This window comes from Ensifer sp. ENS06 (assembly GCF_014852205.1).
GTDB lineage: Bacteria > Pseudomonadota > Alphaproteobacteria > Rhizobiales > Rhizobiaceae > Ensifer > Ensifer adhaerens.
This window is the reverse complement of the sequence record NZ_JACVBC010000002.1, coordinates 478,698-497,341: the sequence shown is the minus strand read 5'-3', so window position 1 is coordinate 497,341 and position 18,644 is coordinate 478,698. Positions and strand designations below refer to the sequence as shown.

The following is an 18,644-nucleotide window of genomic DNA, read 5'->3' as shown; positions in this document are numbered from 1 at the left end:
AAAAGATCGGGGCCCGTGGCGCAGAACGGCGGCAGCCGCGCCGGATACGCGCCGATTTTTTGGGGACGCCATGCTGATCGATTCCAAGCGGTTAGCGCCGGAAAAGGACGCGCACGCGTAAAGACTTGCCGCCATCGTGCCCGGCTACCATTGAAAGCGCAAAAGCTGCCCTAGAATTAATAGAACAAGGGCGTCGCAACGCTCGGCGCCCGTCGTCATCGCGACAGGGGAGGATTGCCGATGCGCTGCTTCACGGTACTTGGGCCCTCGCAGACCGGAAAGACCACGCTGGCAGACAAGCTGGCCGGTCTGGAGGGGGCCTCCAGAAAAGCTGCTTCACCCTACGGATTGAACCTCACGGAATTCGAATTTGGCGGCGAAGCCTGGTGCGCGCTCGACGCACCCGGCGGCACCGAGGCGCTGGGACACGCCCAGCACGCGCTGATCGCCAGCGACGCCTGCGTGCTCTGCGTTTCGCCGGTGCCGGAGGAGGCGGTGCTGGCCGCGCCCTATCTGAAGGCAATCGAGGCGTCGGGCACGCCCTGCATTCTCTTCATCAACCGAATGGACGAGCCGCAGGGGCGGCTGCGCGACGTGATCGCCGCGCTTCAGGACTATTCCGGCCACATGCTGCTCCTGCGCCAGGTGCCGATCCGCGAAGGCGACAAGATCGTCGGCACCTGCGACCTGATCTCCGAGCGCGCCTGGCGCTACCGCGAGGGACAGACCTCGGCGCTGATCGAGATCCCCGACACGGTGATGGATCGGGAAAAGGAGGCGCGGGCCGAGCTGCTCGAGCATTTCTCGGAATTCGACGACTGGCTGCTCGAAGAGCTGATCGAGGACCGGGCGCCGGCCAACGACACGATCTATGCGATCTCCACGCGGCTCTTGAAGGAAAACCGCATCATCCCGGTGCTGGTGGGCGCTGCAAGCCACGCCAACGGCATTCTGCGGCTGATGAAGGCGCTGCGCCACGAGGCGCCTCAGGTCGACGCGCTTCGAAAGAGGCTGGCTGAGGCCGGACCGATCGCCGAGACGGCACTTTCGGCCGTCAGCTTCCACGCCTATCACAAGGCGAATGTCGGCAAGACGGTGCTGGTCAGGGCGCTGACATCCGGTATCAAGCAGGGCGCGACACTCGGTGGCGGCAGCCTCGGCTCGCTGCAGGACCCGGCGACCGGCAAGCCGCTGCCGAACGCCACGCCGGAGGCGGGCGCGATCTTTGCCGCTGTCAAGGCCGACCATCTGCCGGTGCCGGCGCTGCTTGCCGCCAGCAGCACCGCCGAGGCGCCGGACTGGACGCTGCCGCCGACGCCGATGCTGGTGCGCATATTGGTGCCCGACAGCGAGCGCGACGAGACCAAGCTCTCGGGCACGCTTGCCAAGCTCGCCGAGACCGACCGCGCACTCGCGGTCATGCAGGAGGAAGGCAGCGGCGCGCAGCTCGTCTGCGTGCAGGGGCCGATGCACCTGCGCGACCTCTGCAAGACGCTCGCCGACGTCTTCCATGTCGGCGTCACCGACAGGCCGCCGAGCCCGACCTATCGCGAGACCGTGCTGAAACCCTCCGATGTGCACTACCGCCACCGCAAGCAGACGGGCGGTGCCGGGCAGTTCGCCGACGTCAAGCTCAGCGTGCACCCGAACGAGCGCGGCGCCGGCTTCTCTTTCGCCGAGACGGTGAAGGGCGGGGCGGTGCCGCGCAACTTCATCCCGGCGATCGAGGCCGGCGCGCGCGAAGCGATGGAGAAGGGGCCGCTCGGCTTTCAGGTGATCGATGTCGGCGTGACCCTGACCGACGGCCAGCACCATGCGGTCGACAGCAACGACTTCGCCTTCCGCGCGGCCGCCAAGATGGGCGTGCGCCAGGCGCTGTCGCAGGCCTCGGCCGTTCTGATGCAGCCGGTCATCCGCGTCGAGATCCACATCCCCTCGATCTATTCCGGCAGCCTGGTGCCGATCGTCTCCACCTACAAGGGCCAGGTGCTCGGCTTCGACCGTGACGAGAGCGCCAAGGGCTGGGACATCTTTCGCGCCCTGGTGCCGGGATCGGCGCTCGACGATCTCGCCCGGACACTAAGGGCCGCGACGCAAGGCATCGGCTACTTCTCCAAGAGCTTCGACCATTTCGAGGAGCTTTACGGCAAGGAGGCGGATGCGGTAATCCACGCGCATGGGGCACAGCAGGCTGGGTGATGATCGTCTATGAGAGCAGCGGCTTGGCGCGATACACCATGACCGCGCCGAGCAATTTTAGTCGCGCATCAACGTCTCTTCGGTGGCGAATTTATTGCCGCGCAATCACGGAGCGTATTTGTTGTCGCGATAGGTCTCGCCGATTCCCCGGACCGCCGACGGGCAAGGTCGAGTGCGCGGGTCGCCTTCCGTGAGGTTGCTTTCAAGGCCCCAACCCGGCATCGCCGTTCTGCGGATACAGTCTCCGACATCACGCTCTCTCGACTTCGTGTAGAGGCGGATCGGCGCGGTAGTCCGCGAGCAACCGTTGATCGGGCCTGGGGTTCGGCTGCGTTTTCACCGCTTCGAGAATGATGTGCTGGTCATCGAAGATCAGGTCCTGGCGCTGCGCGCATGGGTGGGGCCGGAGGAGGCGATCCAGCTTTCTGAGGGATCCGACGCGCTTGACAAAGGCGCCGATAGATTATTTATAACCATCCGGTCGGAAATAAATCGGATGGAGCCATGGGCCGGAAACGCGCAATTGATCAACAGCAGGTGCTGGATGCCGCCGAACGGGTCGTCGGTCGTGATGGCGCTGCCAACCTGACTGTCGATGCCGTCGCCAGGGAAGCCGGCGTCAGCAAGGCGAGTGTGCTTTATGACTATAAGTCCAAGCAGGCGCTGATCGAGGCCGTCGTCGACCGGGCGTTTGAGCGCGACAACGCACACCATGCGCAGGTCGAGCAGAAGATCGGAGACATTCAGGATCGAGCGGTCAGGGGGCGCATCGTTGCTGCGGCCGAACCGCCGCCCGAGGAATTCCGGGCGGTAGCACTGAACCTCAGCGCGGCGCTTACGCTCGATGCCGGTTTGCGCCGGAAGATGCAGGCAAGCCAGGATGCGACGATCGCGAGAATTCTCCAGAACTCCCAGTCGCCGCGCGGGGCGTTGCTTGCCTATCTCGCGCTCGAGGGTCTCAAGTTCCTCGAATATCTCGACTTTCACCATTTTGCGCGTGCGGACCGCGACGAGGTGCTGCGCGAAATCAACTGGCTCGTGACTGCAACCCCGCAGGCAGCCGATCTTCCGGACGAGCGCTAAGCGTCCAAACCTCATAGGTGCAGCGAAATGAACCAAGCATGCGATGCCACATCCGCCGTGGCCACGGGCGAACGCGCCCCGTTCCGGCGCATCTTCATCACGGGTGGCAGCGGCTATGTCGGCCGCAACCTCATCCGCCATTTCGTCACGACGGGCGCTTCTGTTGTCGCTCTGGCGCGCAGCCGGAAGGCGGCCGACCGCGTCCGCCAACTCGGTGCGACGGCCTTTATGGGCGACCTGCTCAGTCCAGACATCGCCGCGGGAATGGCGGGCTGCGACGCGCTTGTCCATGCCGCGGCCGATACCGATCATGGACCAGGCACGCCGCAGCAGCGGCGGGTGAACGAGGATGGCACGCGGATCGTCATGGAGGCGGCCCGCGCCGCCGGTATCCGCAAAGCGATCCATATCAGCACCGAATCCGTGCTTGCCGATGGGCACCCGCTGGTGCAGGTGGACGAGACGGCGCCGTTTCCGCGCCGCCCGGCCGGCAGCTATTCGCGCAGCAAGGCGGCGGCCGAGCGTGTAGCCCTTGCGGCCAGCAGTCCGGCTTTCCCGGTCGTCGCCCTTCGGCCGCGCTTCGTCTGGGGGCGTGACGATACCACGGCGTTGCCGGCACTGGTCGAGGCTGCCCGCTCTGGCAAGCTCGCCTGGATCGCGGGAGGCACCTACCTGACCTCGACCACGCATATCGCCAACCTGTGCCAGGCCGTGGCGCTTGCGCTTGCAAACGGGCAGGGCGGGGAGGTCTATTTCATCACCGATGGCGATGCCGTGCCGTTCAGGACGTTCGTCTCGCAGCTTCTGGAAACGCAAGGGATCGTCCCGCCGGAAAAATCCGTTCCCCGCGCCGTCGTCAGAGCCGTTGCCTGGGGCGGCAATGTGCTCGCTGCCCTCTCCAGGGGGAGGATCAGCGTTCCGCTGACATCACAGGTCTATGCGACGTCGGCCGTCGAGATCTCGCTTGATATCGGCAAGGCAAAGCGGGCGCTGGGCTATGTTCCTGTCATCTCGCGGGAGCAGGGGCTGGACGAGCTTCGGACCGTCAGCACCGGTAGTCCTCCAGTTGCGGCGCCGTGTCCGGCTTGCCTGCCTTGATCCAGTCCACCTTGCCGCGCAGGAACGAGAGAGCCGCGTCCAGCGCGGCCTTCCGCTCTTCTAGTCGAGCGATCTGCGCTTGCAGGATCTCGACCGTTCGTGCGGGCGAACTTTCGCCGGCGCGATACGCGTCATTGAGGGCCTGAATCTCCCGCAGCGAGTAACCCAGCGTCTGTTGCAGCCGGATCATCCGCGCGGCGGTAACGTCTTCCTGGCTGAACAGCTGATAGGGATTAGAGCCGCCCTTGGCGCTGCGCTCGGGCTTCAGCAGCCCCTTGGAAATGTAGAAGCGGATCGTATCGACCGGCAGTTCCGTGGCCTTCGCAAATTCCGAAATCAGCATGTAGTAAACCCTTGACCATAGAGTATGGTCAATACTTATAAGAGCTGCTTGTCTGGAATTGGAGACCCATGATGACAAGCAAGGAAAAGATTCTACACCGCGTCCAACTCGGCTCGGATGGCCCGCCGATCGGAGCCCAGGGCCTCGGCTGCATGGGCATGAGCGAGTTCTACGGCACGACGGACGAGGCCGAATCTCGCGCCACTCTGGAACGGGCGCTCGAACTCGGCGTCACCCTGTTCGACACGGCGGACATGTACGGTATCGGCGCCAACGAGGCCTTTCTTGCGTCCTTCGTCAGGACGCATCGTGAAGCGGTCCTGATCGCCACCAAGTTCGGCTATGCGCGCACGCCGCAAAGCCCAGAGGACTGGAGCATAGACAACCGGCCCGAGTTCATTCGTGCTGCCGCTGACCGCTCGCTGAAGCGCCTGGGTGTCGATGTCATCGACCTCTATTACATGCATCGCCGCACTGATGCCGTACCACTCGAAGAATCCATTGGCGCGATGGCCGATCTGGTCGCGGCCGGAAAGGTCCGTTGGCTCGGCCTCTCGGCGGTGACCGCGGCGGAGCTGCGGGCCGCGCATGCCATCCATCCGATTGCAGCGCTGCAGTCGGAATGGTCTGTTTTCACGCGTGAGATCGAGGAAGATGTCGTTCCCGCTGCATTCGAACTCGGCGTGACGCTCGTGCCTTACTCTCCGCTCGGACGTGGCATGCTGACCGGCCAGGCCTTTGCCCAATCCCTGACGGAGGGAGATGCACGCAGGAATTTCCCGCGCTTTGCATCGCAGCACCACCAGGCGAACATGCAGGTGGTGGCAAAGGTCGAGGAAGCCGCGCGTGGCCTCGGCATTACCTCGGCCCAGCTGGCACTAGCCTGGCTGCACATGCAGGGCCGCAAGTTGAATGCGAAGGTGGTGCCAATCCCCGGAACACGCAGGCGCAGCCGCCTTGAGGAGAACGTCGCGGCGGCGTCCATCATCCTCCCCGATGATGTAACGGCCATGCTCGATCCGCTCGCCGGGGCTGTGCAAGGAGCTGCCGTCTAAGGGTGCGACCGCCGTGCGCGACGGGCGTGCGGCGGCCGGTTCTTGTGTTGGGTGGGGAGGAGGGACGCTCGCCGGCCGCCGACGGCTAGCTTGTGCCAGATGTTTGCACTGCCTCTGCGCTCTGCCGCTCGCGCTCCTCGATCTCGGCGATCAGCCAGTTGAGAAAGGCCTTTGTTACCGGCTTGGTGCGCAGGAGGTCTTCCTGGCAGACGAACTGGTAGGTTTCGGGCGGCTCGTAGAAATGGTCGTGGGCCAGGCGAATCTGACCGGATTTGAGTTCGTGTTCGACCATGGTGCGGTCGATCAACGCCACGCCCTGGCCTTCTCTCACCGCTTCGAGAATGATGTGCTGGTCGTCGAAGATCAGGTCCTGGCGGCTGCGCGGAAGGGCGAGGCCGGAGGAGGCGATCCAGCTTTGCCACTCCTGAAGGCCGCGATAGTGCAGCCGGTTGCCGGAAAGCAGTGCCTGCCTGTCGCCCTGCCAGAGGTCGCGGCCGCAGACGGGAACCAGGCGCTCGCGCAAGAGCTTGCGGGTGAAGCGTCCGGGTGGCGGCTGCAGGCAATAGGCGATGGTGACGTCGGCCGGGCCGGTGCCGGCGGTGATCGTTTCGAGGTGGGAGAGGTGGATCTGCACGCCGGGATTGGCGGCGAGAAACTCGGAAATGCGCGGCGCGATCACTTTCATCGAAAAGAACGGGCCGACCCGGACGCGCAGGATCTTGTCGCTCGTGCGTGGGCGGATGTGCTGGACCACGCCTTCGAGATCGTCGAAGGCGCGCTGGCAGGAGGCGTAGAGCAGCCCGCCCTCCGGCGTCAGTTCGACACCGTGCTGTTTTCTGACGAAGACCCGAAGGCCGAGATTGAGTTCCAGATTCCGGATCTGGTGGCTGATCGCACCCTGGCCGATGCAGAGCTCGTCGGCGGCGGCCGTCAGGCTGCCGTTGCGCGCGGCCGCCTCGAAGGCGCGCAAGGATTTGAGGCTCGGCAGGTCACGCATCCGTTGCTCCGGGTCTGGATCGGTTGCAGCCTACATGAATTTTTTCGATAGCTGGAATGATTTCTTTCACATTGCGAAGGCTGGAGACCTCCCGCATTGTCGAAGCATAATAAAGCAAAACGAAAACTGAAATCGGCCGAAAATCCAGATAGTTTCAAGCAAGTTGCTCCTTTGGTCAGGCCAATGGTCACGCTTGCGACCGGAACTTCGTGGGTGGCCGACAGGAAGGACAGAGGGAACGAGATGAAAAAGAAGTTCATGACCGCATCGGTCATCGCCGCGCTGTTTGCGGCCGGCACCGCCAATGCCGAGACGCTGGCGATCGGCACCGAGGGCGATTACGCGCCATTCAACTATGTGACCGCAGCCGGCGAAATCAAAGGCTTCGACTACGATATCGGCCAGGCGGTCTGCGCCGAAATCAAGGTAGACTGTGTCTGGAGCACCAATGAGTGGGCGGGCATCATCCCGGCCCTGCAGGCCAAGAAGTTCGACGTGATGATCGCCTCGATGGCGATCAATCCGGATCGCAAGACGCAGGTCGACTTCACAACCCCTTACTATTTCAACGCCATGCGCTTCGTCGCCCGCAAGGATCTCGGCCTCAAGGACATCTCGCCCGAGGCGCTGAAGGGCAAGGTGATCGGCACGCAATCCGGCTCGGTCGCGGTCGAGGCGCTGCAGGAGTTTTTTCCCGATAGCGAAGTGAAGCTCTATCCGACGATGAGCGAAGTGTTTCTCGACATGGAAAACGGCCGGCTGGACCTGATCCTCGAAGGGCAGATGGCCTTTACGGAGTGGCTGGCCAAGGAAGAAAGCGGCTGCTGCGCCTTTGTCGGCGAGAGCTTCGTGCTCGACACGGCCGAGGGCAACGCCATGGCGGTACGCAAGGGCGACGAGGCGCTGCTCTCCAAGCTCAATGCCGGCCTCAAGACGATCATGGAAAACGGCACCTACGACAAGATCCGCAAGCAGTATTTCGATTTCGACATCATGGCAAAGCCGAAGACCACGAGCGAGTATTTCCGCTGAGGTTTGTGGCTCTATCCCTCATCCGGCCCGCCGGCCACCTTCTCCCCGCCTGCGGGGAGAAGGTTAGGGTGAGGGGCAACTCCTCGGAAGATGCGCGAGGGCGTCTCTTCTAAGGTGCCGAGAGGGGCCGCCGCGGATCCAAGGTTCAACTCCAACCATCCAGAATTCGCCTGTCGCGCCCTGCGTTCAACGCATCGCGCGGCAGGAGAACAGGCGCGGCGTCGGGGTTTCGCGTTTTCCCCGGCGCCCGTCTTCTCGATTTTTCCAGTCAGCAAAATGAAAGTGCATAGGATGAGCTTCCGGGTCGCCGTTCTCGAATTCAACCAGGAAACCAACACGTTTTCGAAGCTCAAGACCGGGTTCAGGGACTTCGAGGCCTGCCACTATTTCGTTGGCGCCGAGATCGAAACCCATTGCCGCGGCACCAATTCGGAGATCGGCGGCTTCATCGATTGTTGCGACACGTACGGCTGGCAGCCGGTCTATACCGTGGCGGCGCGGGCCGAACCCGGCGGCAGGATCGAGGAGGCGATGCGGCAGCGCTTCGTCGCGGATCTCCAAAGCGCGCTCGACGGCGAAAGGCTCGACGGCGTGTTTATCGTCTTCCATGGGGCTATGTGCACGGAAACGGCTGACGATGCGCAGATCCAGCTTCTGGAGGTGGTGCGTGGCATCGTCGGGTCGGAACTTCCCATCGCCGCGACGTTCGACCTGCACGCCAATTCGGCGCCCGAAATGGCCGGCCTGCTCGATATTGCCGTCTCGTTCCGCACCTATCCGCATGTGGACATGGCCGAATGCGCTCACAAGGCGGGCGCATTGCTCGAGCGCGCCATGCGCGGCGAAATCCGGCCGGCGCTCGCCATCCGCCAGCCGCCGATGCTGAACGGCTGCAACGACGGGCGCACGACCCATGCCTGCGCCATGACCGAGCTGCTCGAAATTGCCGACGGGATCGCGGCGCGCGACGGCATGCTGGCGACCTCGATCAATGCCGGCTTCTACGATGCCGATATCTTCAATACCGGCCCATCGGCGGTTATCTGCTACGACCGCAACCGGGTGGCGGCCGAAGACGCGGACGCCGAGGCCGAGCGTCTCTGCCGCGGGATCTGGGACCGGCGCGAGCACCAGGATGTGCAGCTGCCGCTCGACGCGCTGCCCGGCATCGTCGCGGCGCATCTTGCGAAAGATGGGGCCGGGACGCCGCTGGTCATTGCCGACTTCTCCGACAATCCCGGCTGCGGTGCCTATAGCGATTCCACCTGCGTGCTCGCCAGGCTGCTCGATACCGGCGTCCGAAACGCGGCTTTCGGCGCGCTCTGCGATCCGGAAGTCGTGGCCGAGTTGATGGCTGCCGGCATCGGTGCGACACGCGAGGTTACGCTCGGCTGCAAGATCGACCCTGAAGTCGGCGGCGGGCCGATCACGATCAAGGGCAGGGTGGAGGCGATTTCGGACGGCAGGATCGTCTTCGAGGGGCCGATGTTTCAAGGGCTGCCGGCGACGATGGGGCCGAGCGTGCGCTTTCATGTCGAAGGCATCGACATCCTCATCTGCAGCGAACGTCAGCAGATGCTCGATCGCAACCTCTTCCGCGCCGTCGGCATCGAGCCGTCCGACTATCAGATCGTCGTCGTCAAATCGCAGCAGCACTTCCGCGCCGCCTTCGGTCCGATCGCGTCCGAGATCGTCGAGATCGACGGCACGGGCCTCAGCAGTGCCAATATCGGCGCGCGCAAATTCCAGCGGGTGCGGCGGCCGGTCTATCCGCTGGATCACGGCGAACTCGGCTGAGGCGGGCTGCCGTTCACGGGCCAAGGTTCATGCTGCGCCCTCTAAAGGGGCAGCCGTATGGCGCGGTAACCGTTACGTACTTCCGCAGTGCCCGGCTTTGGGTCTAGCGTCCCCGTCGTGAAGGGGAGCGCAACTTCATGAGTTTTATCGATCTCTTCGCCTGGATCGTGCTGATCGTGCTCGTGGTGAGCACGGTCGCCGTGCTGATCTTTCTCGCCATGCTGCCGGGGTCGATCGCGAAAAGGCGCAATCATCCCTGGAGCGAGGCGGTCAATGTGGCGGGCTGGGTGACGCTGTTCCTCGGCTTCGCGCTGTGGCCGATCGCGCTCATCTGGGCCTATGTCGACGTGCCGCGCCCGAGCGGCGCGCATCCGGCGGCGACCCCTGCGGGCGAGGTTCATCCGAGCGAGGCGGGCCAGTCATGATCGTCTTTCTCTTCAATGTCTATCTGGCGATCCTCTTCTGCCTGGTGAAATTCAGGATCGTGCCTTTCAACCTGTTCTGGAAGATTTCGCCGGCGATCGTGTTCCTGTTACTCCTCGTCGGCCTGTTCATTCCGATGAACTGGGGGGCGCCGCAGGGCAAGGCGCTGGTGGTGCGCAATTCGGTGGCGATCGTGCCCGATGTCGCCGGCGAGGTCACGGAGGTGCCGGTCGCCTCCAACAGCCCCCTGAAAGCCGGCGACGTGCTCTTCCGCATCGACCCCGTGCCCTACCAGGCGAAGGTAGACGCGTTGCAGGCGCAGCTTTCGCTGCAGGAGCTGCGGCTTGCGCAGATGACGAAGCTGCAGTCGCGCGATGCCGCAACCGAATTCGACGTGCAGCAACGCCAGGCGGACGTCGACAATCTGAGAGCCCAGATCAGCAATGCCGAGTGGGAACTCGGCAAGACGACGGTGCGGGCGCCTGCCGATGGCTACGTGACCAACCTTGCGCTGCGCAAGGGCGCGCGCGTGACGACGCTGCCGCTGTCGCCGGCCATGGCCTTTATCGACACCTCCGAGACGATCATCGGGGTCGAGATCAACCAGATCGATGCGCGCTATATAGAGCCCGGCCAGATGGTGGAGGCGACCTTCAAGTTTGCGCCCGGCGAGACCTATACCGGTGAGGTCGAGGGCGTGCTGCAGGCGATCGCCTCCGGGCAAGCCCGGGTGTCCGGCACGGCGGTGACCCCGGAGGCAGTCTCCGCCGCGCCCTTCATCGTGCGGGTGAAACTCGACGACCAGGCTTTCGCCGCACGGCTGCCAGCCGGCGCCACGGGGGACGCGGCCATCTTCACCGACCGGGTGAAGGTGGCGCACGTGATCCGCCGAGTGCTTTTGCGCCAGATCGCGATCACCAACTACGTCAATCCGTTCTGATCGGCTGCGCGGCGGTGTGCCACCGGCTGCCCCGCCCGCTGGAAGACGGGCGAGGATAGGACGGTTTCTCGCAATTCCTGGCGGAAAACTGCTGCGCGCTTTTCCTGGAATTTCTTGGCCAGATGTCGCAATTCCTAGCGGAAAACCGTTTCACACTTTTCCTGGAATTGCTTGGCCAAACGACGCAATTCCGGACGGAAAACCGCTGCGCACTTTTCCTGGAATTGCTTGGCCAAACGACGCAATTCCGGACGGAAAACCGCCGCACACTTTTCCTGGAATTGCTTAGCCGGCAATCGGTAGCGGCGCCTCCGGGTTGACGAGACCGGCTGCCCTCAAGTCCCGCCAGAAGTCGGCCGGCACGGCCTCGTTCAGGGCGGCGCGGTCTTCGGCGATGCGGCTCGGCTGGCTGGCGCCGGGGATGACGGCGGCAACCGCGGGGTTGGCGAGCGAGAACTGCAGGCCGGCCGCCTTCATCGAGATGCCGTGACGGTCGGCGATCGCCTTGATACGCGCGACCTTGTCGAGAATTGCCGGCGTGGCCGGGGCATACTCGAAGTTCGGGCCACCGACGAGCGCGCCGGAGCTATAGGGGCCGCCGACGACGATGCCGAGGCCGCGTTTCGTGACCTCGGGCATGACGCGCTGGAGCGCCCGATCATGGTCAAGCAGGGTATAGCGACCGGCAAGCAGGAAGCCATCGGGGCGGGGGCCTTCGAGCGCGAGCAGCAGTTCGATCGGCTCCACCCGGTTGACCCCGAGCCCCCAAGCCTTGATCACGCCCTCGTCGCGCAGCCGGTCGAGCGCCCTGAAGGCGCCCTTGCGCGCCGTCTCGAAAACGTCGAGCCATTCGTCGCCGTAGAAATCCTGGGCAACGTCGTGAACGAAGGCGATCTCGATCCGGTCGGTCTTCAGGCGCTTGAGGCTGTCCTCGATCGACCGCAGGGTGGCGTCATGGGAGTAGTCGTTGACGATCTTGTTGGGGCGGCCATAGCGGAAGACGTCGCCCTTTTCCCCAAGGTCGCGGGCGCTGACGTCCTCTATCTCGTCGAGGATGACCCGGCCGACCTTGGTGCTGATGACGTATTCGTCACGCGGGCGACCGCCGAGCGCTTCGCCCATGCGGATCTCGGCAAGGCCGGCGCCGTAGAACGGGGCGTTGTCGAAATAGCGGATGCCGTCGTTCCAGGCGGCCTCGACGGTGGCAAGCGCTTCCTTTTCGGGGATTTCGCGGAACATGTTGCCGAGCGGAGCTGCGCCGAAACCGAGCTTGCCGGGCAGAATATCCTTGAGTGTCATGTGTCCTGTCCTTTGCTGATCGATGGGGCAGGTGATGCGGTGCATCGCCGTTATTTGGAAAAATAGGTCAGCGAGCGGATCACCGGTAGCGGGGTACGCTTCGCAGGATATGGGAAACGAATTCACAGATGCGATGTTCGGAGCCGGATAACTGGTGAAGTGTTCCGGGGAAGCCATCGGGCAGACCGTCTGCGACGGATCGGATGGAGAACACCGGTCGTAAACTTCTCGCGTCTCGGGTCTGGTTTGCGTATATTAGACCAGTCTAAATCGGTGGAGATTCAACGATCTGCAATAGGGGTGTTCGCCATGACCATTGGCCAGAGCATGCTTGCGGGTGCAGCCTTCTTCGCGCTTGGTTTTACGTCCGCATGGGCACAGCAGGTTTCAGGGACGCTCGGCGCCCCGGGAGCGACGACAACAATTACGGGTAAGCAGCTTCCGTCACCAAGTCCGGCTTTTGGCGGTGTAATCAAGGAAAAGGCCTCGGAATCGACGCCCTGGTGGGCTCCGCGTGTCGTGCCTCCGAAAGGCGCGCCCAATGTGCTGCTGATCATGACGGATGATCAGGGCTTCGGTGCGCCCAGCACCTTTGGCGGGGTCATTCCGACACCGGCCATGGACCGCATCGCCAAGGAGGGGTTGCGCTTCACGAACTTCCACTCGACATCGCTCTGCTCGCCGTCTCGTGCGGCGCTGATCACCGGGCGCAATCACCATTCGGTTGGCTACGGGGTCGTCGGGGAGATCGCGACCGGATATCCGGGCTACGATTCGATCATCCCGATCGAGAAAGGAACTGTTGGCACGATCCTCAAGGAAAATGGCTACGCCACCGCGTGGTTCGGCAAGAACCACAACACGCCGTCCTATCAATCGAGCCAGGCGGGCCCCTTCAACCAGTGGCCGACGGGCATGGGCTTCGATTATTTCTATGGCTTCGTCGGCGGCGATGCGAGCCAGTGGCAGCCGAACCTGTTCCGCAACACCACGGCCATCTATCCGTTTGAAGGCAATCCCAAGTGGAACCTGGAAACGGCCATGGCCGACGAGGCGATCCAGCACATCAGGCAGTTGAGCGAGATCGCCCCGGGCAAGCCGTGGCTCGTCTACTACGTGCCCGGTGCCACCCATGCACCACACCACCCGACGCCCGAATGGATCAAGAAGATCAGCGACATGCACCTCTTCGACGAGGGCTGGAACAAGGTGCGCGAGACGATCTTCGCCAATCAGCAGCGGCTCGGCATCATGCCTGAGAACGCGAAGCTCACGCCGTGGCCGGAGGGGTTGCCGCGATGGGATTCCCTCAGTTTGGAGGCGAAGAAACTGTTCATCAGGCAGGCCGATGTGTACGCCGCCTACCTTGCCTATGCCGACAACGAGATCGGGCGCGTCATCCAGGCGGTGGAAGATATCGGCGAGCTCGACAACACCCTGATCATCTACATCGGCGGCGACAACGGCGCGAGCGCCGAGGGCATGCTCAACGGCACGCCGAATGAGTTCACCACATTCAACGGCGTCGACGTTCCGGTGAAGGACCAGTTTCTCTGGTATCCGTTCTGGGGTTCGGAGCGGACATTCCCGCATTTCGCAGCCGGCTGGGCCTGGGCGATGGGGACACCGTTCAAGTGGGTCAAGCAGGTGCCATCGCACTTTGGCGGGACGGCGCAGGGCATGGTCATGTCGTGGCCCGGCCATATCAACGACGCTGGCGGTGTCCGCGCGCAGTTTCACCACTTCATCGACATCGTGCCGACGATCCTGGAGGCGACAGGCATCCCGCAACCGGAGACGATCAACGGCATCAAACAGGAGCCGATCGAAGGCGTCAGCATGGCCTACACATGGGACAAGGCGAATGCCGCTGCCCCGACCGAACACAAGACCCAGTACTTCGAGATGCTGGGAAACCGCGCGATCTACCACGACGGATGGGTCGCCGCGACGACGCCCGCGACATTGCCGTGGGAACTCAGCACCAAGACGCCGCCCGACGTGATCACCGGCTACAACTGGGAACTCTACAACGTCGATGAAGACCCGACGCAATTCACCGATCTTGCCGCCAAAATGCCTGACAAACTCAAGGAATTGCAGGACCTCTTCTATGCCGAGGCGAAGAAGTACAACGTGCTGCCGCTCGACAATTCGACGCTCGCACGCTGGAACGCCCCGCGGCCGAACCTGACGGCCGGCCGTACGGAATTCACCTACCGCGGCGAACTGAGTGGTGTGCCGGCCAGCGCTGCGCCGAGCACCTTGAACAAGTCCTATACGATTACGGCCGATGTCGAGATACCCGACGACGGTGCGCAAGGCATGATCGTCACCGAGGGTGGCCGCTTTGGCGGTTACGGCCTCTTCCTCAGCCAGGGCGACTTCGGTGTCGGCAGTGGGCAGGTCGTGTTCCTCTACAATCTCCTCGACCTCAAGCGCACCCTGTGGGAAGGATCGGAACTCGAACCCGGCAAACACAGGATCGTCTTCGACTTCAAGTCGGATGGAAAGGGACTTGGCGCCGGCGGCACCGGCGTTCTGTCGGTGGACGGCAAGGAGGTCGCCAGGAACAGCATCGATCATGGCATCCCGGTCACTTTCCCCGAGGATGAGACCTTCGACGTCGGTCTCGACACGCGCACCGGCGTCGCCCTTTTGGAACACCGCTACGACACGCCCTTCCGCTTTACGGGCAAGATCGACAAACTGACTTTCGAATTGAAGCCAAACGCAACGCCCTAGAGCGCCGTGCGTTCACGTGAACGCACATGGGACGATCTGGCGACCTTGCATCGCAAGGCCCGGACACAAACGACTGGCAGAGGTGCGTTCCGATGATACGCGTGCTTGATCTCGCCGCCTTCGGGGAGATGGCAACAGGGCTCGCACTGGTGGTGGCGCCTTCGCTCGTGGGGCAGGTGCTGCTTGGCGAGCTACTCACCGGGCCGGCGGTCCCGACGGCCCGGGTGGCGGGAATTGCCCTGATCGCCCTCGGCGTTGCCTGCTGGAAGAACTCAAGCCTCATCGGCATGCTGATCTACAGTGCGGCCGTCACGCTCTATCTGGCCTGGTTCGGACTGACGGATGGCTCCACCGGCGTCCTTCTGTGGCCTGCGATCGCAGTTCATGCGGTGCTGTCGGTCTTGCTCTGGCGCGGACGTCACACGCCCGGCGCCGGCTAGAGTCCCGGTCGATTTTGTCTCGGTCTCTGTCGGCAAACGCAGCATTCGTGCGTCTTCAGGATGTGCACACGGAGGACCAAGCCGCATGAAGCTCTATTTCAGCCGCAACCCCAATCCGCGCCTGGCGGTCGCCACGGCCCGATTTCTGAAGGCAGAGGTCGCGTTCGAATATGCCGAGCCGCTGGCGTCGGGGCAGGCGGACCGCTATCGGCCGCTCAATCCCAACCTGCTTTTGCCGATCCTGGAGCGTCCCGGCCGGGCGCTGTGGGAGGCGGATGCGATCGCCTGCTTTCTCTCTCGCCAGGTCGGCTCCAACCTCTGGCGAAGGGATGACGACGAGCCGGAGATGATCCGCTGGATCAGCTGGGGCAAGGAGAACTTCGTGAAGGCCTGTGACATGGTGCATTGGGAGCGCGGCACCAAGCTGCGCTACGGCATCGGCACTTGTGACGAGGCCATGGTGGAGGAGGGGATGATGGCGTTCCACAAGGCGGCCCGGCTGCTCGATGCCGAACTCTCCGGTCACGCCTGGCTGGTCGGCGAGGCGGTCTCCTACGCCGATTTTCGCATGGCGACATTCCTGCCCTACAATGATGTGGCAAGGCTGCCGCTCGCGGACTATCCGGCACTTGCGCGCTGGGCCGGGCAGCTCGAGGCGATCGACGCCTGGCGCGATCCGTTCCGCGGGCTTGATGCGCCCGCGTTGCCTCCGATATCAGGCTGAGCGGCGGCCTTTGCCTGCCGTCGAGCGGCGGCGACGGCCGGTGGTTGTCGCCGCGCATTCGCAGGTTGCGTGATTGTTCTCGCCATCCATTTTCTCCTCTGCTAATACAGTCGCGCTAGCATGCGAACAGCCTCTTCTTGCTCAGAAGGAATTCGTCCGATGCGTTTCACAGTCGCAATCGCAGCAGCAGCATTGATGTCCCTTCCGACAGCAACCCTTGCCAAATCGCCGGCCGATATCGCCGATCTCGTCGGCGCACGCGCGCCTGGCGCCGAGAGCGAGATGCAGTCCAGGGGCTATGTCGACGTCGGCGGCAACAATACCTGGTGGAATGCCGGCACCAAGACCTGCGTCCGGGTGCATGTCTCCCAGGGACACTACTCGGCGATCTCGCAGATCAAGCCCTCGGCTTGCGGCCAAGGGAGCGGCAAGAGCACGCCATGCCCGCCGGATCTGTCGCAGGCCGATCTCTACAAGCATCCGGGCTGCAGCCTCTAGGGGCAGTCGCGTCCAACTGGTGCTGGGCTGGAACTTTCGCAGTGAAGGCAACGGTGACACGGGCGGTGCCGGCGGCCGCCTCGGCTTCATTGTGCCCCTTCGATCGGCGGGGAAAGCGGTACGAGAGCGCCGCGACCATTGCGCAATGCGATGATCTCTGCTCTCCTTTGAATGGCCTATCGGTGGAGCAGATTGCCCCTGGCGATCGGATTTTGCGGTTGAAAGCGTCGGAAACCGCCAAAAAAAGGCCGATTGCGGCAGATATTCCCGCCCCAACCATTCCCGCCCAAAACCCGAAAGGTGTTTCGCCTTTTTTAGGAAAGCGAGATTTGCCTACCTTCAGTACCCTTTTGGTTGTCCCGCTGGAGACGGGACATATCGCGAAGGTATGGAGGAGATACCCTTGGCAAGCATTTCAGAGGACACTACGCATACCCAGAATCCGGCGCAAAATCCGGAGGACGAACGGCTGAGCATTGGTGCCAATCTGGCCTATGGCCTGCAGCACGTCTTGACCATGTATGGCGGCATCGTCGCCGTTCCGCTGATCCTTGGCCAGGCGGCGGGCTTGAATTCCAGCGATGTCGGCCTGCTCGTCACCGCCTCGCTTTTCGCCGGTGGCCTCGCCACCATCCTGCAGACGATCGGCGTGCCATTCTTCGGCAGCCGCCTGCCGCTGGTGCAGGGCGTCTCGTTCTCGGGTGTCGCCACGATGATCGCCATTTCCGGCAATGGCGGCATTCCGGCGATCCTTGGCGCGGTCATCGCGGCCTCATTGATCGGCCTTCTGATCACGCCGGTGTTTTCGCGCATCACCCGCTTCTTCCCGCCGCTCGTCACCGGCATCGTCATTACCACCATCGGCCTGACGCTGATGCCGGTTGCGGCATTCTGGGCGATGGGCGGCAACAAGGCGGCGCCGGACTTCGGCAGCACCGCCAACATCCAGCTTGCGGCGGTCACGCTCATCATCGTGCTGCTCTTGAGCAAACTCGGCAATGCTTCGATCTCCAGGCTTTCGATCCTGCTGTCGATCGTGATCGGTACCGGCATTGCCTATGTCGCCGGCATGACCGATTTCTCGCAAGTTGCAAACGGCCCGGTCTTCGCATTGCCGAGGATCTTCCATTTCGGCTATCCGACCTTCGAGCTTGCGGCTGTTATCTCGATGCTGATCGTCATCATGGTGACGCTGGTCGAGACCTCGGCCGACATTCTCGCCGTCGGTGAGATCGTCGAAACCAAGGTGGATTCGCGCCGGCTTGGTGACGGCCTTCGTGCCGACATGCTGTCGAGCATTCTCGCGCCGGTCGTCGGCTCCTTCACCCAGAGCGCCTTTGCCCAGAATGTCGGCCTCGTGGCGGTGACGGGCGTGAAGAGCCGTTACGTGGTGGCAACGGGCGGCCTGTTCCTGGTAACGCTCGGCCTCTTGCCGATCATGGGTCGCGTCGTCGCCTCGGTGCCGACCTCGGTGCTTGGTGGCGCCGGCATCGTGCTCTTCGGCACGGTTGCGGCAAGCGGCATCCGCACGCTGTCCAAGGTCGAGTACAATAACAACATGAACCTGGTGATCGTCGCGACCTCGATCGGCTTCGGCATGATCCCGATTGCGGCGCCCGGCTTCTACGAGCATTTCCCGGCCTGGGTCGCCACGATCTTCCATTCGGGCATCTCGTCGGCGGCCGTCATGGCGATCCTGCTCAACCTCCTGTTCAATCACTTCACCGCAGGCAATTCCGACCAGCAGTCGGTCTTCGTGGCTGCAACCGAACGCACGATCCGCTACCAGGACATCGCAAGGCTGCACGACGGCGACTACTTCCTCAACGGCAAGCTCTACGATGCCAAGGGCACCGAGGTGCCGCTGATTGCGGCGGAGGCGCACTGAACCGGCAAGCTCCCTGAAATGATGCAATCCCAGACTGCTTTCCCTGGGGTTGCTTTGAATTACGCAATCCCGGACGAAAAACC

Annotated in this window: 16 protein-coding genes; 13 read left to right on the top strand and 3 right to left on the bottom strand. The window is 63.3% G+C overall.

The genetic code is table 11. The features are described from left to right. The first annotated feature begins 240 nt into the window (after nt 1-240). From IB279_RS11550 to IB279_RS11540, 3 genes are all read left to right on the top strand, one after another. On the top strand, nt 241-2,199 hold the full coding sequence (locus IB279_RS11550) for an elongation factor G (protein WP_112770993.1): 1,959 nt from the start codon (nt 241-243) through the stop codon (nt 2,197-2,199). Nucleotides 2,200-2,703: 504 nt separating this feature from the next. Then, nucleotides 2,704-3,282 carry a TetR/AcrR family transcriptional regulator gene (locus tag IB279_RS11545; protein WP_060583254.1) on the top strand — a complete coding sequence of 193 codons (579 nt, stop codon included), beginning with the start codon at nt 2,704-2,706 and terminating at the stop codon, nt 3,280-3,282. A 27-nt stretch (nt 3,283-3,309) separates the two neighbouring features. Further along, nucleotides 3,310-4,380: an NAD(P)-dependent oxidoreductase gene (locus IB279_RS11540; RefSeq protein WP_112770992.1), complete on the top strand. Its 1,071-nt coding sequence runs from the start codon at nt 3,310-3,312 to the stop codon at nt 4,378-4,380. On the opposite strand, the gene IB279_RS11535 is transcribed toward IB279_RS11540, so the two are convergent. Then, on the bottom strand, nt 4,328-4,723 hold the full coding sequence (locus tag IB279_RS11535; protein WP_060516092.1) for a MerR family transcriptional regulator: 396 nt from the start codon (nt 4,721-4,723) through the stop codon (nt 4,328-4,330). The two genes, IB279_RS11540 and IB279_RS11535, sit on opposite strands and share 53 nt — an antisense overlap. 71 nt (nt 4,724-4,794) lie before the next feature. On the opposite strand from IB279_RS11535, the gene IB279_RS11530 reads away from it, so the two are divergent. After that, the gene (locus tag IB279_RS11530) at nt 4,795-5,778 is read left to right on the top strand and encodes an aldo/keto reductase (protein ID WP_060603555.1); all 984 of its coding nucleotides are present in this window, start codon (nt 4,795-4,797) and stop codon (nt 5,776-5,778) included. 85 nt (nt 5,779-5,863) lie between these two features. Here IB279_RS11530 and IB279_RS11525 read toward each other — a convergent pair whose 3' ends face one another. Further along, nucleotides 5,864-6,775 (bottom strand): LysR substrate-binding domain-containing protein, encoded by a 912-nt coding sequence (locus IB279_RS11525; protein ID WP_051659269.1) that lies wholly within the window; start codon nt 6,773-6,775, stop codon nt 5,864-5,866. A gap of 243 nt (nt 6,776-7,018) precedes the next feature. Here IB279_RS11525 and IB279_RS11520 point away from each other — a divergent pair, with 243 nt between their 5' ends. The 4 genes from IB279_RS11520 to IB279_RS11505 all read left to right on the top strand — a co-directional run bounded on the left by IB279_RS11520 (nt 7,019) and on the right by IB279_RS11505 (nt 10,967). Continuing rightward, on the top strand, nt 7,019-7,807 hold the full coding sequence (locus IB279_RS11520; RefSeq protein ID WP_034793219.1) for a transporter substrate-binding domain-containing protein: 789 nt from the start codon (nt 7,019-7,021) through the stop codon (nt 7,805-7,807). A 291-nt stretch (nt 7,808-8,098) separates the two neighbouring features. Then, a complete protein-coding gene (locus IB279_RS11515; RefSeq protein ID WP_112770990.1) occupies nt 8,099-9,604 on the top strand; it encodes a M81 family metallopeptidase in 1,506 nt (501 codons plus the stop codon). Between the two features lie 137 nt (nt 9,605-9,741). After that, nucleotides 9,742-10,029, top strand: coding sequence for a DUF3302 domain-containing protein (locus IB279_RS11510; protein WP_060583259.1), 288 nt, complete (start codon nt 9,742-9,744; stop codon nt 10,027-10,029). Beyond that, the gene (locus IB279_RS11505; RefSeq protein ID WP_089043567.1) at nt 10,026-10,967 is read left to right on the top strand and encodes an HlyD family secretion protein; all 942 of its coding nucleotides are present in this window, start codon (nt 10,026-10,028) and stop codon (nt 10,965-10,967) included. The genes IB279_RS11510 and IB279_RS11505 overlap by 4 nt, the downstream gene beginning before the upstream one ends. Nucleotides 10,968-11,252: 285 nt before the next feature. On the opposite strand, the gene IB279_RS11500 is transcribed toward IB279_RS11505, so the two are convergent. Continuing rightward, nucleotides 11,253-12,266, bottom strand: a complete 1,014-nt coding sequence (locus IB279_RS11500; RefSeq protein WP_089043569.1) for an aldo/keto reductase — start codon at nt 12,264-12,266, stop codon at nt 11,253-11,255. 309 nt (nt 12,267-12,575) lie between these two features. Between IB279_RS11500 and IB279_RS11495 the strand changes: the two genes are divergently transcribed. The 5 genes from IB279_RS11495 to IB279_RS11475 all read left to right on the top strand — a co-directional run bounded on the left by IB279_RS11495 (nt 12,576) and on the right by IB279_RS11475 (nt 18,561). Further along, nucleotides 12,576-15,011 (top strand): arylsulfatase, encoded by a 2,436-nt coding sequence (locus tag IB279_RS11495; RefSeq protein WP_112770989.1) that lies wholly within the window; start codon nt 12,576-12,578, stop codon nt 15,009-15,011. Between the two features lie 92 nt (nt 15,012-15,103). Continuing rightward, nucleotides 15,104-15,451, top strand: a complete 348-nt coding sequence (locus tag IB279_RS11490) for a hypothetical protein (protein WP_060583263.1) — start codon at nt 15,104-15,106, stop codon at nt 15,449-15,451. A gap of 85 nt (nt 15,452-15,536) precedes the next feature. Then, on the top strand, nt 15,537-16,175 hold the full coding sequence (locus tag IB279_RS11485) for a glutathione S-transferase family protein (RefSeq protein WP_060516098.1): 639 nt from the start codon (nt 15,537-15,539) through the stop codon (nt 16,173-16,175). A 159-nt stretch (nt 16,176-16,334) separates the two neighbouring features. Next, nucleotides 16,335-16,673, top strand: coding sequence for a hypothetical protein (locus IB279_RS11480; RefSeq protein ID WP_060516099.1), 339 nt, complete (start codon nt 16,335-16,337; stop codon nt 16,671-16,673). Between the two features lie 388 nt (nt 16,674-17,061). Then, nucleotides 17,062-18,561, top strand: a complete 1,500-nt coding sequence (locus tag IB279_RS11475; RefSeq protein WP_370689558.1) for a nucleobase:cation symporter-2 family protein — start codon at nt 17,062-17,064, stop codon at nt 18,559-18,561. Nucleotides 18,562-18,644: the final 83 nt, after the last annotated feature.

Coding starts and splice junctions, on each gene's coding strand:
- IB279_RS11550 (WP_112770993.1), top strand. CDS start 241: ATGCGCTGCTTCACGGTACTTGGGCCCTCGCAGACCGGAAAGACCACG.
- IB279_RS11545 (WP_060583254.1), top strand. CDS start 2,704: ATGGGCCGGAAACGCGCAATTGATCAACAGCAGGTGCTGGATGCCGCC.
- IB279_RS11540 (WP_112770992.1), top strand. CDS start 3,310: ATGAACCAAGCATGCGATGCCACATCCGCCGTGGCCACGGGCGAACGC.
- IB279_RS11535 (WP_060516092.1), bottom strand. CDS start 4,723: ATGCTGATTTCGGAATTTGCGAAGGCCACGGAACTGCCGGTCGATACG.
- IB279_RS11530 (WP_060603555.1), top strand. CDS start 4,795: ATGACAAGCAAGGAAAAGATTCTACACCGCGTCCAACTCGGCTCGGAT.
- IB279_RS11525 (WP_051659269.1), bottom strand. CDS start 6,775: ATGCGTGACCTGCCGAGCCTCAAATCCTTGCGCGCCTTCGAGGCGGCC.
- IB279_RS11520 (WP_034793219.1), top strand. CDS start 7,019: ATGAAAAAGAAGTTCATGACCGCATCGGTCATCGCCGCGCTGTTTGCG.
- IB279_RS11515 (WP_112770990.1), top strand. CDS start 8,099: ATGAGCTTCCGGGTCGCCGTTCTCGAATTCAACCAGGAAACCAACACG.
- IB279_RS11510 (WP_060583259.1), top strand. CDS start 9,742: ATGAGTTTTATCGATCTCTTCGCCTGGATCGTGCTGATCGTGCTCGTG.
- IB279_RS11505 (WP_089043567.1), top strand. CDS start 10,026: ATGATCGTCTTTCTCTTCAATGTCTATCTGGCGATCCTCTTCTGCCTG.
- IB279_RS11500 (WP_089043569.1), bottom strand. CDS start 12,266: ATGACACTCAAGGATATTCTGCCCGGCAAGCTCGGTTTCGGCGCAGCT.
- IB279_RS11495 (WP_112770989.1), top strand. CDS start 12,576: ATGACCATTGGCCAGAGCATGCTTGCGGGTGCAGCCTTCTTCGCGCTT.
- IB279_RS11490 (WP_060583263.1), top strand. CDS start 15,104: ATGATACGCGTGCTTGATCTCGCCGCCTTCGGGGAGATGGCAACAGGG.
- IB279_RS11485 (WP_060516098.1), top strand. CDS start 15,537: ATGAAGCTCTATTTCAGCCGCAACCCCAATCCGCGCCTGGCGGTCGCC.
- IB279_RS11480 (WP_060516099.1), top strand. CDS start 16,335: ATGCGTTTCACAGTCGCAATCGCAGCAGCAGCATTGATGTCCCTTCCG.
- IB279_RS11475 (WP_370689558.1), top strand. CDS start 17,062: ATGGAGGAGATACCCTTGGCAAGCATTTCAGAGGACACTACGCATACC.